This window comes from Rhodococcus opacus B4, from assembly GCF_000010805.1.
Classification (GTDB): Bacteria; Actinomycetota; Actinomycetes; order Mycobacteriales; family Mycobacteriaceae; genus Rhodococcus_F; species Rhodococcus_F opacus_C.
Genome location: NC_012522.1, coordinates 3645227 through 3659208, shown reverse-complemented (window position 1 = coordinate 3659208; position 13982 = coordinate 3645227). Strand labels below are relative to the sequence as shown.

Below are 13982 nucleotides of genomic sequence, written 5' to 3'. Positions count from 1 at the left end.
ACCGACCGCGAACAGAAGAGGAACCCCATGCAGACCACCGAACTCCACGATGTCGCGGCCACCCTGCGTACCGCACGCGCGAACGGTGCGCCGATCACCGCGCCGACCAAGACCTGGCCCGCCCTCGACGCGGACGCCGGATTCGCCGTGCAGCGCATCAACGTCGAGCACGCCGTCGCCGGCGGCGACCGCCTGGTCGGGTACAAACTCGGCAACATCGCGAAGGTCATGCAGGAAGCATTCGGTCTCGGCCAGCCCGATTACGGATTCCTGCTCGCCGGCATCTTCGCCTACGAAGGCACCACCCTCGATCGCAACGACTACATCGAACCGTTCGTCGAACTCGAACCCGCCTTCGTGCTGAAGAACAGTCTGCGCGGACCCAACATCACCGTCGCCGACGTCATCAATGCCATCGACTACGCAGTGCCCGCCATCGAGATCATCGACTCCCGCGTCCAGAACTGGGCCATCGACCTGCCGGACACGCTGGCAGACAACGGATCCACCGGAGCGGTCATCCTCGGCGGCACTCCCCGCCGCATCACCGACCTGACCCTCCGCGACATGCGCGGCTCCCTGCACTTCAACGGCCGCGAGGTCATCACCGGGAACACCCGCAACATCCTCGGCAATCCCCTCGCCGCGGTTGCCTGGCTCGCGAACCGCCTCGCCGCCTACGACGTCGGATTCCAGGCCGGTCAGGTCATCCTCCCCGGCAGCTGCCTGCAGGCGGTGCCGATGAACGAGGCCGGCCAGTGGGTCGGCGAATTCGAAGGCTTCGGCACCATCGAGTTCGACGTCTCCCTCGGCACCAACTGACACGTGTCTCGACGGGGACGGCCCGCACCCGCCCCTGTCGAGTCGGCTCACATCAAATCCTCGCGGGGTGATCACTCCCCCGCGGCAATACGTTCGTTCAGGAATCAGGAGCGCCCTCTCGACTGAACGAACTGCGCGGGTGCCTGACCTGATGTGTCGGCGTCAGGCACCCGCTCTCCACGTGCGCACGAGGCCGCGCCGGCCTTCGGCGCGGCCTCGGACTCCCGCAACGTCGACCCCGAGAAGCCGAATGACCTTCACCGAGAATCACTCCGGCCGTCCCCCGGACTGGGACTGGCGCCTCGAAGGATCGTGCCGCGGCACCGATACCGACATATTCTTCCCACCCGACGATCGCGAGAAGAGAACGATCCGCGCACGGCGCGAACGCCGTGCCAAGCAGATCTGCCGGGAATGCCCCGTACTTCCCGAATGCCGCTCCCACGCCTTCACCGCCGCAGAACGCCACGGCATCTGGGGTGGCATGTCCGAGACCGAACGCGCCCGCCTCGGCCGGCGGTACACCCAGCGGTTTGCCCGCTGACCTCCGCCGATCGGACTGTTGACGAGCACTTTCGCCGGAACCGCGCGGCCGGGCTCCGGACCCCTCCGACTATGCCTCCGGTGACACCTCGTGCAGTTCGCCGGGTTGCCACTGCTTGTCGAACCACGGCTGCAGTGGTCCGTACAGGCGGAGCATGGGAAACCAGCTCTTGGCCGGGACCGTTCGGATCCAGTTCGCTTCCTTGCCCGCGGGTGCGGAGGGGCCGAACCAGAGGTCGATCGTTCCGTCGGGTTCGGTGTGGACGGTGCCGCTCAGGCTGTCAACAGTTGACGTAATGGCTGATACTTCCTCATCCTTCCTGTTGCTGTTGGTTCATGCGGATCGGGAGGCGGCGGCAACCTGAGCATGTCCGTGGTGGGGGTCTAGAGTGCCGCGTCGGGGGGGCCGGTTACCTTCTCGGCGTACAGGTTCCTGTCGGCGAGTTTCGATCGGGAGGATCGCGACGTCAATCTAGGTCGACCCGAACCGGAGAGTGTTCGGGCCGACAGGGCGGAAGCAGTTGCATTGCCGGGTGCCCGGCCAGGGAGGCCAAACTAACCGCGAACCGGGTTCGTGCGCTTCACCCAGTCGGGGTGATGCTCGCCGGGCGCGGTGTTGCTCACTCGCCTCAGACCGGACACGGCGAACACCCCGTCCGCGGAACCTTGGTGCGGGCTCCGGTCCGGGGTGTTCGACGGATTCTCGCTAGCCGGTGACGCCTTCTGCACGAGCAGCGGCGGCGACTGCCTCCGCGACAGCGGGGGCGACGCGAGGATCGAGCGGGCTGGGAACGATCTTGTCTACAGCCAGCTCGTCACCGACGACCGAGAGGATGGCCTCGGCGGCGGCAAGTTTCATGCCTTCGGTGATCCGGCGGGCACCGGCGTCCAGGGCGCCCTTGAACACACCGGGGAAGGCGAGCACATTGTTGATCTGGTTCGGGAAATCGCTGCGCCCGGTGGCGACGATCGCCGCGTGCTTGCGCGCGACGTCCGGGTGGATCTCCGGGTCCGGGTTCGACAACGCGAACACCACCGAGTTCTCCGCCATCGTCGCGATGAGCTCCTCCGGGACGGTGCCGGCGGACACCCCGAGGAACACGTCCGCACCGTCCAATGCTTCGACGATGCCGCCGCGGCGGCCGGCGGGGTTGGTGCGGGCGGCCAGGTCGACCTTGACCGCGTTCAGGTCCTGGCGGTCGGCGGAGACGATGCCCTTCGAGTCCAGCACCGTGACGTCCGCGATGCCGGCGGCGAGCAGGATGTTCGCGCAGGCCACGCCGGCGGCGCCGGCACCGGAGATGACCACCCGCAGGGTGGACAGGTCGCGGTCCTGGACCTTGACCGCGCCCTTGAGGGCGGCGAGGACGACGATGGCGGTGCCGTGCTGGTCGTCGTGCATGACCGGGCAGTCCAACGCCTCGATGACGCGCTGTTCGATCTCGAAGCAGCGGGGGGCGGAGATGTCCTCCAAATTGACGGCGCCGAAGCTCGGGCGCAGCCGGATCAGGGTCTCGACGATCTCGTCGGGGTCCTTGGTGTCGAGGACCAGGGGGATGGAGTTCAGGCCGGCGAAGTTCTTGAACAGCGCGGACTTGCCCTCCATCACGGGAAGGGAGGCGCGGGGGCCGATGTCGCCGAGGCCGAGGACCGCGGAGCCGTCGGAGACGACGACCACGAGGCGGTTGGTCCAGGTGTAGCGGTCGGCGAGGGTCTCGTCGGCGTGGATCGCGCGGGAGACCTGCGCGACACCGGGCGTGTAAGCGATGGACAGGGCGCGCTGCGAATCGAGGGCGGCGGTGGTCTCTACCGAGAGCTTCCCCCCGATGTGGCCGGCGAAGATTTCCTCGTCGGTCAGCTCGACCTTCCGCGGTGTGGTGGGTTCGGACACGACAGTCACGGCTGTTACTCCAAAGGTGTTTGGGTGGGTGGGAATCGGCGGTGGGTTTCAGTGCGCGGCGGCGAACCGGGCCACCGGTGCAGGGGCGGAGAGCACCCCGCCGGAATGGTGGGCAGGGTCGGCGAGAAGGACGAGGGCCGCGTCGAAATCCGGTGTGCAGTACTCGCCTCGGAGTGCAGGTGGCGGGAGCTCGTCCACCAAGCGGAGGGTGTTGATCCGCACGGTGGTGAACAACATCCGCAGATGAGCGTGGAGGAACCGGTCCCAGTCGTGGGGATGGATCGATTGCAGCGGATTGCCGGTGGATTCGGGCCGGGGATCCAGGCGGCGTGAATGAGGGTGTCGACACAGCCGGACTGAAACTGTGTGCGATGACGTCGAATCCGTGCGCGCCGAGACTTCGGGCGGCACGGGCCCCCTCGGGGTGTTCGACACCGGTGACCAGAACCAGTCTGTCTCGCGCGGGTGGCGTCTGCGGGTTCAACGGAATGGAGTCCAGTCCTTTCGGTTCACGTTCCGGCGCGAGTGGGTGCGGCGTGACGAGTTGTCAGCCGAGCCGCTGCAGGGTGTGGCCCATGCGGTCGCGTTTGGTGGTCAGATAGGACCGGTTGTAGGCGGTCGGTGACGACTCGTGCGGGATCTGTTCGGCGACGGTGATGCCGTGGTCGCTCAGCGCCCCGACCTTGTCGGGATTGTTCGTCATCAGCCGCACGCGACCCACTCCGAGGTCGTCGAGGATCTCGCAGGCGACGCGGTAGTCGCGGCCGTCGACCGGCAGGCCCAGGCTGACGTTGGCGTCGACGGTGTCGAGGCCCTCGTGTTGCTGGAGTTCGTAGGCACGCAGTTTGTGGCCCAGGCCGATGCCGCGGCCCTCGTGCCCGCGCAGGTAGATCAGGACGCCGGCGCCGGCGTCGGCGATTGTGCTCAGCGCGGATCGGAATTGAGGACCGCAATCGCAGCGCAGGGAGCCGGCGAGGTCGCCGGTGATGCATTCGCTGTGCAGCCGGACCAGCGGCGCGTCGCCGGCGGCGACGTCACCCATCACGAGGGCCAGGTGCTCGACGCCGTCGCCGGGTGCGTGATAAGCGACCGCGTCGAACGTGCCGACCTCGGTGGGCAGCGTGCTGCGACCGGACCGGAGAACGGTGGTCCCGGGACGAACACTGTTGTGGCGCAGCGGCGTCACCGTGCCCTCGGTCTGCGAACGCCAGGCGCGCAGGTCGGCGATGGAGATCATCGGGATCGAATGCTGGGCGGCGAGCTGTCGAAGGTCGTCGCGGCGCATCATCTCGCGCCGGTCGGGGGTGACGATCTCACAGAGCAGGGCGGCGCCGCTGAGTCCGGCCATGCGGCACAGGTCGACTCCGGCTTCGGTGTGCCCGGGGCGTTCGAGGACGCCGCCGGGCTTCGCGAGCAGCGGCATCACGTGTCCGGGCCGGGCGAGGTCGGCGGGCTGCAGTGCCGGATCGGCGAGCGCCCGGATGGTGGCGCCGCGATCACCCGCGCTGATACCTGTGGTGGTGCCGTGCCGGTAGTCGACACTGACCAGGAAGGCTGTGTTGTGGGATTCGGTGTTGTCGCGGACCATCAGGTCGAGGCCGAGTCTGTCGGCGCGGGCCTCCTCGATGGCGACGCAGAGAAATCCGGAGGTGTGTTCGAGGAAGAACGCGACCGCATCGGTGCTCGCGTATTCGGCGGCCATGATCAGGTCGCCCTCGTTCTCGCGGTCTTCGTCGTCGACGACGAGGACCATTCCCTTGTTTGCGAGTGCGGTGACCGCGTCCGAGATGGTCGACATGATCGCTGGCTCCTTCCTAGGCGAACGCACGGTGGTGGAACGGTTCTGGGTCGAGGCGGAGTCGTCGGGGGACATCGTTGTCGGTCCGACGACTCCGCGCTCGGGATCGGGGGGTGGCTACCTCTGGTGCGGAGCGGAGGTTTCGCTGAGACTGCGGCCCATCGTTTCCGGGGCGAGAACCTGGGAGACCGAGGCGCCGACGACGCAAATGCCGGCGGCGATGAGCATCGTGGTGCCCGCGCCGAGGTTGTGCATCGACCAAGGCAGCAGGAACGTGCCGAGGCCGGCGCCGACGCGGCTGAACGCCGTCGCGAAACCGGTTCCCAGGCCGCGGATCTCGGTCGGGAAGATCTCACCGGGGTAGACCCCGGTCAGGGCGGTGCACATGGCGTTGGCGAACGCGAAGACCAGGAAGCCGATCAGTACCAGCACCGGCGGCGCCGAGGACCACAACCCGATGACCGCCAGGACCGCCGCGCACACCCACTGCTGCGGGATCGTCAGCTTCCGCCGGCCGATGCGTTCGATGAGAACGACCGAGACCACGACACCGGCCAACGCGAGTCCGTTGACCCCGAGGGCGCCGGCGAGTCCGTCACCGAGTCCGTAGCCCTCCAGCACGCTGGCCGCGAACGTAGCGATGGCGAAATACGGTGCCACCACGCAGAACCAGAAGACGGAGATGAAGATCGTCGCGCGCCGGTACGCCGGGGAGAACAGCATCCCGAAGGTGCCCTTGCGGGTCGGTTCATTGGTGATGTCGAGGACGTCCGACGGATCCTCGAGGTAGGTGTGGGCGATTTCGGTCGCCTCTGCGGTGCGGCCCTTGTTCATCAGCCAGCGTGGTGATTCGGGCATACCCAGCCGGGCCAGTAGCAGGATCACCGCGGGAAGGGTGCTCGAGCCGAGCACGATGCGCCAGTCGAGGGACCACACCGCGGTCATCAGGAAGCCGGCAACGAACGCCGTCATGAATCCGAGGTACCAGGCGACCTCGTTGCAGGCCATCAACCGGCCCCGCAGCCGGGCGGGAGAGAACTCGGCGAGCAGCGGCCAGCCGACGGAGTAGTCGGCGCCGATGGCGACGCCCATCAGCAACCGGACGAGGAACAGTTGCCACGTCGAGTCGACGAAGAACTGCAGGACCGAACCGACGGTGAAGATCACCAGGTCGATCGTGAACAGTGGCTTGCGGCCGAGTTTGTCGGCGAGCCAACCGCCGAGGGGGCCGCCGATGAAGATGCCGATCAGCGCGGAGGCGCCGATGAGCCCCTCCCAGAACAGCGACATGCCGAGATCGAGGGTGATGGCTCCGATGACGGTGCCGATGATGCCGAGGATGTAGCCGTCGATGAACATGCCGCCGGCGATGACGCCGGTCAGCTTGACCAGGAAGCGCTTCTTGTCGACCGCCTGCGTATCGAGGTCCACGGGTTCGTTGTTCGTGATGGTCATCGAGCGGCCTCCTCTCTGTTGCGCGCCGGTATGTCGATCACCGATGACGGTGGGCGATCACCGTGCGGAGTGGCAGGCAGGGGGGAAGCAGATGTTCGCACGTGATGTCACAACCTTCGTGAAAGTGGTGCACGGCCGCGGAATCCGATGGATCTCTGGCGACTGCGGGTCGTCGGGATGGGCTCTATCGGGTAGCGCGCTGCAGCTCAGCCTCGCTACGTGTTCATAAACTGAACGATGTGCTCAAAATTGTGACATGGGACTCAAGGTCCGTCAAGGGCGCCCTGTGCATCAGTCGTCCGCCGGGTGCGAATTCCGTCACCGTGTGCGGCAAGGCAGGTCTGCGGAGGTCGTTGCGTCGTGCACCGGGGCCGGTCGGTCGGCCCGCAACCCTTGACAGATTGTGACCTACGGCTCAGGATCTAAATCAAGCAATTTTGAACGAGCTGTTCAATTTATGAACGGTAGACGTTCGGAAGGTGACAGTCACTCGGAGTGTCCGGCGTGAAGGAGAGGCAATGGCAGACAGCGCTCACCAGCAGCGAGAGACCGACGTCGTCGTGATCGGTGGCGGCATCGCCGGGCTGATCACCGCCCGGGAGCTGTCCCGCACCGGACTGCGCGTGGTGGTACTCGAGGCACGCGAACGCCTCGGCGGACGGGTCTGGACCGACCACCGCCTCGGCCGGGACCTCGAGATCGGCGGCACCTGGATGCACTGGGTGCAGCCGCACGTGTGGGCCGAGATCACCAGATACGGACTCGAGATGACCCGTGGACCGCGCGCGGAGCAGGCGTACTGGCTCGCCGGCGACGAGGTCCGCACAGGCACGCTCGATCAGTTCATGGCGTTGATCGATCCCGGCATGCGCCGCATGCTCGCCGACACCATGCGGATCATCCCCCGCCCCGACCTGCCGACCGCCGCGGCCGAGCTTGCCGACGCCGATCAGTACAGCGTGCAGGACATGCTGGACCGGTTGCAGCTGAGCTCGGACGAATACCAGGCGAACGAAGCGGCCTGGGTAGGGCACTTCAACGGCCCACTCACCGAGGGTGCGTTCACCACCGCCCTGCGCTGGACTGCCGCCACCGCCGGCTCGTGGCACCTGATGCACGAGGCGTCGGCGGTCTTCCGCCTCGCCGGCGGCACCCAGGCCCTGGTGGCGGCGATCGCCGCCGATTCCACCGCCGAATTGCGCACCGGCGCGGAGGTCTCCCGCATCGAACACGACGCCGAACGCGCTCACGTACATCTGGCCGACGGTCAGGTCGTCACGGCGCGCCGCGTGGTGCTGACCGTGCCGCAGAACATCCTCGGCGACCTCGACATCAACCCGGCGCTGAACGGCGGCAAGCTCGCCGCGAGCAAGGAGAAGGCGGCCTCCCAGGGCGTCAAGTGCTGGATCCGGGTCCGCGGCCCGATCACTCCCTTCTTCGGATACTCCTCCGCAGCCCACCCCTTGTCGGTCGTGCGCACCGAGTACCTCGGCGACGACGACGCGGTACTGGTGGGCTTCGGCGCCGACTCGACTCGGCTGGATCCGAACGACCGCGACGCCGTCCAGCAGGCACTGACCGTGTGGCGGGACGATCTCGACGTCCTCGAGGTGTCCGGACACGACTGGATGAGTGACCCGTATTCGCAGGAGACCTGGATGATGCACCGCCCGCACCAGGTCACTCGCTACCTCGGCGCGCAGCAGGCCACCGAAGGGGTCCTGCACTTCGCGAGCAGTGACATCGCGAACCTGTGGGCCGGATTCATCGACGGCGCCATCGAGAGCGCACTGCGCGCCGCCCGCGACATCGCCACCGAACTACACCCCGACCACTCCTCCCGCGCCGCTGCCGCGTCCGGCACCACGATCTGACAAGGAGCCCCCCATGCTTACTTCCACCATCGATCAGGCGCACTACCGCAACGTGATGGGAAATCTGCCCACCGGTGTGGTCGCGTTGTCCGGCATCACTGCGGACGCCGAGTTCCCGTGTGGCCTGGTGGTCGGCACGTTCCAGTCGTTGTCGCTGGATCCGCCGCTGGTCAGTTTCAGTGTCGCGCACACCTCGACGAGCTGGCCGAAGGTGCGGGCGGCGGGCCGGTTGTGCGCGAGTGTTCTGGCCGCCGGTCAGGAGTCGGTGTGCCGGGCGTTGTCGAGTAAGCAGCCGAACAAGTTCGCTGATATCGAGTGGTCGTTGTCGGAGTCCGGGTCGCCGCGGATCGAGGGGGCGCATGCGTTCGTCGATTGCGAGGTCGTTCACGAACTGGACGGCGGTGATCATGTCATCGTCGTCGCCCGGGTTCTGCAGATGGACACCGGGCACGGTGAGCCCCTGGTCTTCCATCAGGGCCGGCTCGGCGGTATCCGGCAACTCACCGCCGCCTGACCTACACCCCCCGGCTGCGCCGCACCCCGGCGTGCGCCTCGTCTTCAGAAAAGGATCACGCATTTCATGACTGACACCGCTCATTCGATCGAGTCGGACACCACCGACGCGCAACTCGACAGCATCCTCGACGCCGCGGCCGCCGCCGCACCGCTCTGGGAGGATCGCACTCCCCACGATCGCGCCGTCGTGCTCGTCGCGATCGCCGGCGCCCTCGAGGCGCACGCGGACGGGCTGGTCGCCGAGGCCATCGCCGAAACCGGGCTTCCCCAGGCCCGGCTGACCGGGGAACTGAACCGCACCTGTGTGCAGTTGCGGATGTTCGCCGAGGAACTGATCGACGGCACCTTCCTGGACGTGATCATCGACCGCGCCGATCCCGACTTCGTCCTCGGCGCCCGCCCCGACCTGCGCCGGTATCAGATCCCCGTGGGCCCGGTCCTGGTCTTCGCCGCCAGCAACTTCCCGTTCGCGTTCTCCGTCGCCGGCACCGACACGGCCTCCGCGCTGGCCGCCGGCTGCCCGGTGGTGCTCAAGGCCCATCCCGGCCATCCCCGCACGTCCGCCGCCACCGCGGCGATCGTCACCGAGGCGCTGGCCGGTGCCGGCGCCCCCGAGGGCACGTTCGCCTTGATCGGTGGACGCACGGCCGGAGTCGGAGCGCTGAAGGATCCACGGATCGCGGCGGCCGCGTTCACCGGGTCCGTCGCCGGTGGCCGTGCCCTGTTCGACATCGCCGCCGCCCGGCCCAACCCGATCCCCTTCTTCGGTGAGCTCGGCAGCGTCAACCCGGCCGTCGTCACCGCCGGTGCCCTCGACGAGCGCGGCGAGGCGATCGCATCCGGTTTCGTCGGCTCGTTCACACTCGGGGCGGGACAGTTCTGCACCAAGCCCGGCATCCTGCTGGTGCCCGTCGGCTCGCCGGTCACCGAGCAGATCACCGCCCTCGCCCAGCAGGTGCCCGCCGCGCGGATGCTCACCGCGAGTATCGCCGAGGGCTACCACCATCGGATCGAGGAGGCCGCCGCGGCACCCGGGGTCGAGGTCCTCGTCAAGGGCACCGCATCGACCGGCGAGAGCGGAGTGCCCGAGGTCACCCCGACCCTGCTGCGCACCACCGCCGAGCAGCTGATCGCCCACGCGGACACGCTCCTCGAGGAGAGCTTCGGCCCGGCTGCGATCATCGCCGAATACGGCACCGAGGACGAGGTGAACCGAGTTCTGGGCGACGTCGACGGCACCCTGACGGTGACCGTCCACACTCGCACGGAACCGACCTCCGACGAACGCGACCAACTCCGCCGGCTCACCCGGATCGCGGCCACCCGCGCCGGTCGACTGGTGTTCAACGGCTGGCCCACCGGCGTCGCGGTCACCCCCGCGCAGCACCACGGCGGTCCCTACCCCGCCACCACCGCCGTCTCGCATACCTCGGTGGGCACCACCGCGATTCGCCGATTCCTGCGCCCGGTCACCTACCAGGACGCGCCGGAGGTGCTCCTGCCCGCACCGATTCAGGAACGCAACCCCCTGCAGGTTCCCCGCACCGTCAACACCGCCGGCGAATCCTCCACCTGGGGTCGCGCCCGGTCCTGACAATCGAAGAGTAGTTCCCCCTCTACCGCCCCAGCGTTCACTATATGAACGCTGGGGCGGTAGAGTGGTCGTGGAAGCGCGTGCCTGATGGTGCGGTGCGCACCGACACGACGAAGGGGTGGCATGAGCGAAGTACCCGAACCGACTGAGATGACGAACAAGTCGGTGACCAAAGCCGTTCGGCTGCTACGGGAATTGGCCGCACATCCGCGCACCGGCGCCACCGTGACCACGCTCGCGAAGGGCGTCGGAATCTCCCGGCCCACCGCCTTCCGTCTGCTCTACAGCCTCGAACGGACCGGGCTCGTGGACCGGATCGACAACAATTACATCCTCGGCTGGGAAATGGCCCGGCTCGGCCGGCGCGCCGACCCTTACGCCGGGCTCGTCGCCCGCGCGCAACCGCTGCTGCAGGAATTGGCCGACAAATTCAACGAATCGGCGACGCTGTCCGTGCCGAATTCGCACGACGGCCTGGACCTGGTCGCCGAGGCCTCCGGGTCGCACGTGGTCGGCATCATGAGCCGCATGTCCTCCCACATGGTCGGCCAGCAGTATCCGCTGCACGCCAGCTCCACCGGCAAGGTACTGCTCGCCGAGATGTCGCGGGACAAGGTGCTCGCGTTGCTGCCCGAAAAGCTCGAGGCCTATACCCCTCAGACCATCACCGACCGGGCCGTTCTGCTCCGGGAACTCGACCAGGTCCGCGAGCAGGGGTTCGGCGTCATCGACAACGAACTCGAAGAAGAGCTCATATCGCTGTCCCGGCCGGTGCGGGACTCCTCGGGCACTCTGGTGGCGATCTTGACGCTCAACGGTCCCCGCTACCGCTTCGGTCGCGACCGCATTCCCGAAGCTCTCCACCAGATGCAGGCCATGGTCGAGCGCCTCGTCGAGGTGTTCTGGCAGGACGCGGTAGGCGAATGAACTCGCCCGGCCGCGTCGCGTAAAACACCGGAAACCGGAGCCCTGGTACGGACTCCGGTTTCCGGCGCTGTGGATGTAGCCTCTCGCGATTTCGCGAGACGGTATCGGTCAGGTGCGGGCGGGCTGCGGGTCCCGCGGCGCGGAGGTTTCGCTGAGGTTGCGGCCCATGGTTTCGGGGGCGAGGACCTGGGAGACGGTGGCACCGACGACGCAGATGCCTGCGGCGATCACCATCGTGGTCCCGCCGCCGAGGTTGTGCATCGACCAGGGCAGCAGGAACGTGCCGAGGCCGGCGCCGATTCGGCTGAATGCGGTCGCGAAACCGGTTCCCAGACCGCGGATCTCGGTCGGGAAGATCTCGCCCGGATACACGCCGGTCAGTGCCGTGCACATGGCGTTCGAGAACGCGAAGACGAGGAAGCAGACCAGCACCACCGCGGGCGGAGCCGAAGACCAGAGTCCGATGATCAACAAGACCACCGCACACACCCACTGCTGCGGGATGGTCAGCTTCCGGCGACCGATGCGTTCGATGAGAACGACCGAGACCACGACACCGACCAGGGCGAGTCCGTTGACGCCGATGGCGCCGACGAGTCCGTCGCCGAGACCGTAGTCCGACAGCACGCTCGCGGCAAACGTGGCGATCGCGAAATACGGTGCTACGCAGCAGAACCAGAAGACGGAGATGAAGATCGTGGCCCGCCGGTATGCCGGGGCGAACAACATTCGGAACGTGCCCTGGCGGGTGGGCTCGTTGGTGATGTCGACGACGTCGGTCGGGTCCTCGAGGTACGCGTGCGCGATGGTCGTCGCTTCCTCCGTGCGGCCCTTGTTCATCAGCCACCGTGGGGATTCGGGCATGCCCAGCCGGGCCAGGAACAGGATCACCGCGGGAACGGTGCTGGTGCCGAGAATGATGCGCCAGTCGAGGGACCACACGGTGCTCATCACGTAACCGATGACGAAGGCGAGCACGAATCCGATGTACCAGGCGACCTCGCACAGGGACAGAAGCTTGCCGCGCAACCGGCGGGGTGAGAACTCGGCGAGCAGCGGCCAGCCGACCGAGTAGTCGGCACCGATCGCGATGCCCATCAGTAGCCGGACGGCGAACAGTTGCCACGCCGAGTCGACGAAGAACTGCAGGACCGAACCGGCGATGAAGATCGCCAGGTCGATCGCGAACAGCGGCTTGCGGCCGAGTTTGTCGGCGAGCCAGCCGCCGAGTGGGCCGCCGACGAAGATGCCGATCAGCGCGGAGGCGCCGATGAGCCCCTCCCAGAACAGCGACATCTGCAAATCGAGCGTGATGGCACCGATGACGGTGCCGACGACGCCGAGGATGTAGCCGTCGATGAACATGCCACCGGCGATGACGCCGGTCAGCTTGACCACGAACCGTTGCTTGTCGACCGGACCCTGGTCGGCCTTCGTGCCGACAGGGCCGTCCTCATACTCTCCGACGGAATCCGTGTTGGTAATCGTCACCAGGTCACTCCTTGCTGGTGCGCGTCGGCATGACAGCCGACGTGGACGGTGCGAATGCCGTCCGGGATGGGGAAAGGCGGGGAATGAAGTATGTACGTTCAATAAGTGAACGTAACGATCAAAAGTGTGACATGGGCCTCAGGCCTCGTCAAGACCTCGAAGCGTCACAGTTGCGCAGGGCCCCTCGCTTTCGGGCGCTGACGCTGGTCGAGTGCGTAAAGTGCTTGTTGAGACGGTTGTCGCGGGCGGTCGGGTGCCGGCCTCCGCCTTGACAAGCTGTGACCTGGGCCGCAGTATCGACAAACACACAATGAACGCACTGTTCACAAAGTGAGAGCATTCCCGGTCCACGGAATCGAACTGTCCACGGAATCGGACAGCCAGCGCAGACGATGGGAGAAGTTCAGGTGCGGGTGGTCAATCTCGATGGCCGTCTCCAGGTCTCGACGCGTGGTGGCCTCGTCGACGTCGAAGCAGAAAGCCACGGGTATTTTTCTTCGGCACCGCAGAAGATCTACGAGCGGTGGGCGGAGTTCGTTACCTGGTACACCGGTAACCGAGACCGAATCAGCCCTGCGCCCGGCGGCGGGATCGACCCGGGCCGGATCGGGGCGCCGACGCCGTCGCCGCGCCAGGTGTTCGCCGTCGGATTGAATTATGCCGACCACGCGGCGGAGTCCGGGGTGGAGCGACCCGAGTCGCCGGTGATCTTCACCAAATTCGCCTCGGCGATCACGGGCCCCGTCACGACGGTGCCGCTTCCCTCGGACACGGTGGACTGGGAAGTCGAACTCGTAGTCGTCATCGGACGGGGCGGCCGCACCTCCCAGATGATCTTCCCGTTCCGGCGTTGATCGAGCACCTGTCGCACATCCTCGAGCTCTATCCCGGCGACGTGCTGTTCACCGGCACGCCCGCCGGCGTCGGAGTGGGCCGGACGCCGCAGCGGTTCCTCGGTCCCGGGGACGTGCTGCGCAGCCGCATCACCGAGATCGGCGAACTCGTCCAGACCTTCACCTCCAGCGAATCGGTCGCCCTGATGTGATCGGGGTACCCCTTCCA

General features: G+C 67.1%; 12 protein-coding genes and 1 pseudogene. 7 read left to right on the top strand and 6 right to left on the bottom strand.

The window, feature by feature from the left end; translation table 11 throughout:
• Positions 1-27: 27 nt before the first annotated feature.
• The gene (locus tag ROP_RS16670) at positions 28-822 is read left to right on the top strand and encodes a 2-keto-4-pentenoate hydratase (RefSeq protein WP_012690575.1); all 795 of its coding nucleotides are present in this window, start codon (positions 28-30) and stop codon (positions 820-822) included.
• Between the two features lie 250 nt (positions 823-1072).
• On the top strand, positions 1073-1366 hold the full coding sequence (locus ROP_RS16665) for a WhiB family transcriptional regulator (RefSeq protein WP_012690574.1): 294 nt from the start codon (positions 1073-1075) through the stop codon (positions 1364-1366).
• Positions 1367-1435: 69 nt separating this feature from the next.
• On the opposite strand, the gene ROP_RS41240 is transcribed toward ROP_RS16665, so the two are convergent.
• The 5 genes from ROP_RS41240 to ROP_RS16640 all read right to left on the bottom strand — a co-directional run bounded on the left by ROP_RS41240 (position 1436) and on the right by ROP_RS16640 (position 6518).
• A complete protein-coding gene (locus tag ROP_RS41240) occupies positions 1436-1642 on the bottom strand; it encodes a DUF1214 domain-containing protein (protein WP_043824860.1) in 207 nt (68 codons plus the stop codon).
• Between the two features lie 429 nt (positions 1643-2071).
• Complete coding sequence (locus ROP_RS16655; protein ID WP_012690573.1) at positions 2072-3265, bottom strand: NAD(P)-dependent malic enzyme; 1194 nt, start codon at positions 3263-3265, stop codon at positions 2072-2074.
• Positions 3266-3313: 48 nt separating this feature from the next.
• A complete protein-coding gene (locus ROP_RS44165; RefSeq protein WP_012690572.1) occupies positions 3314-3502 on the bottom strand; it encodes a hypothetical protein in 189 nt (62 codons plus the stop codon).
• A 310-nt stretch (positions 3503-3812) separates the two neighbouring features.
• Positions 3813-5063 (bottom strand): bifunctional 3,4-dihydroxy-2-butanone-4-phosphate synthase/GTP cyclohydrolase II, encoded by a 1251-nt coding sequence (locus ROP_RS16645; protein ID WP_012690571.1) that lies wholly within the window; start codon positions 5061-5063, stop codon positions 3813-3815.
• 117 nt (positions 5064-5180) lie between these two features.
• Positions 5181-6518: an MFS transporter gene (locus tag ROP_RS16640; RefSeq protein WP_012690570.1), complete on the bottom strand. Its 1338-nt coding sequence runs from the start codon at positions 6516-6518 to the stop codon at positions 5181-5183.
• Positions 6519-7036: 518 nt separating this feature from the next.
• On the opposite strand from ROP_RS16640, the gene ROP_RS16635 reads away from it, so the two are divergent.
• The 4 genes from ROP_RS16635 (at position 7037) to ROP_RS16620 (ending at position 11429) form a co-directional block, all read left to right on the top strand.
• Positions 7037-8392 carry a flavin monoamine oxidase family protein gene (locus ROP_RS16635; RefSeq protein ID WP_012690569.1) on the top strand — a complete coding sequence of 452 codons (1356 nt, stop codon included), beginning with the start codon at positions 7037-7039 and terminating at the stop codon, positions 8390-8392.
• Positions 8393-8405: 13 nt separating this feature from the next.
• Positions 8406-8906 carry a flavin reductase family protein gene (locus ROP_RS16630; protein WP_012690568.1) on the top strand — a complete coding sequence of 167 codons (501 nt, stop codon included), beginning with the start codon at positions 8406-8408 and terminating at the stop codon, positions 8904-8906.
• Between the two features lie 66 nt (positions 8907-8972).
• Positions 8973-10502 (top strand): aldehyde dehydrogenase (NADP(+)), encoded by a 1530-nt coding sequence (locus ROP_RS16625; RefSeq protein WP_012690567.1) that lies wholly within the window; start codon positions 8973-8975, stop codon positions 10500-10502.
• 123 nt (positions 10503-10625) lie between these two features.
• Positions 10626-11429 carry an IclR family transcriptional regulator gene (locus tag ROP_RS16620; RefSeq protein ID WP_012690566.1) on the top strand — a complete coding sequence of 268 codons (804 nt, stop codon included), beginning with the start codon at positions 10626-10628 and terminating at the stop codon, positions 11427-11429.
• Between the two features lie 108 nt (positions 11430-11537).
• On the opposite strand, the gene ROP_RS16615 is transcribed toward ROP_RS16620, so the two are convergent.
• Positions 11538-12920 carry an MFS transporter gene (locus ROP_RS16615; RefSeq protein ID WP_012690565.1) on the bottom strand — a complete coding sequence of 461 codons (1383 nt, stop codon included), beginning with the start codon at positions 12918-12920 and terminating at the stop codon, positions 11538-11540.
• A 392-nt stretch (positions 12921-13312) separates the two neighbouring features.
• Here ROP_RS16615 and ROP_RS16610 point away from each other — a divergent pair.
• Positions 13313-13965 (top strand): annotated as a pseudogene (locus tag ROP_RS16610) (fumarylacetoacetate hydrolase family protein).
• Positions 13966-13982 lie beyond the last annotated feature (17 nt).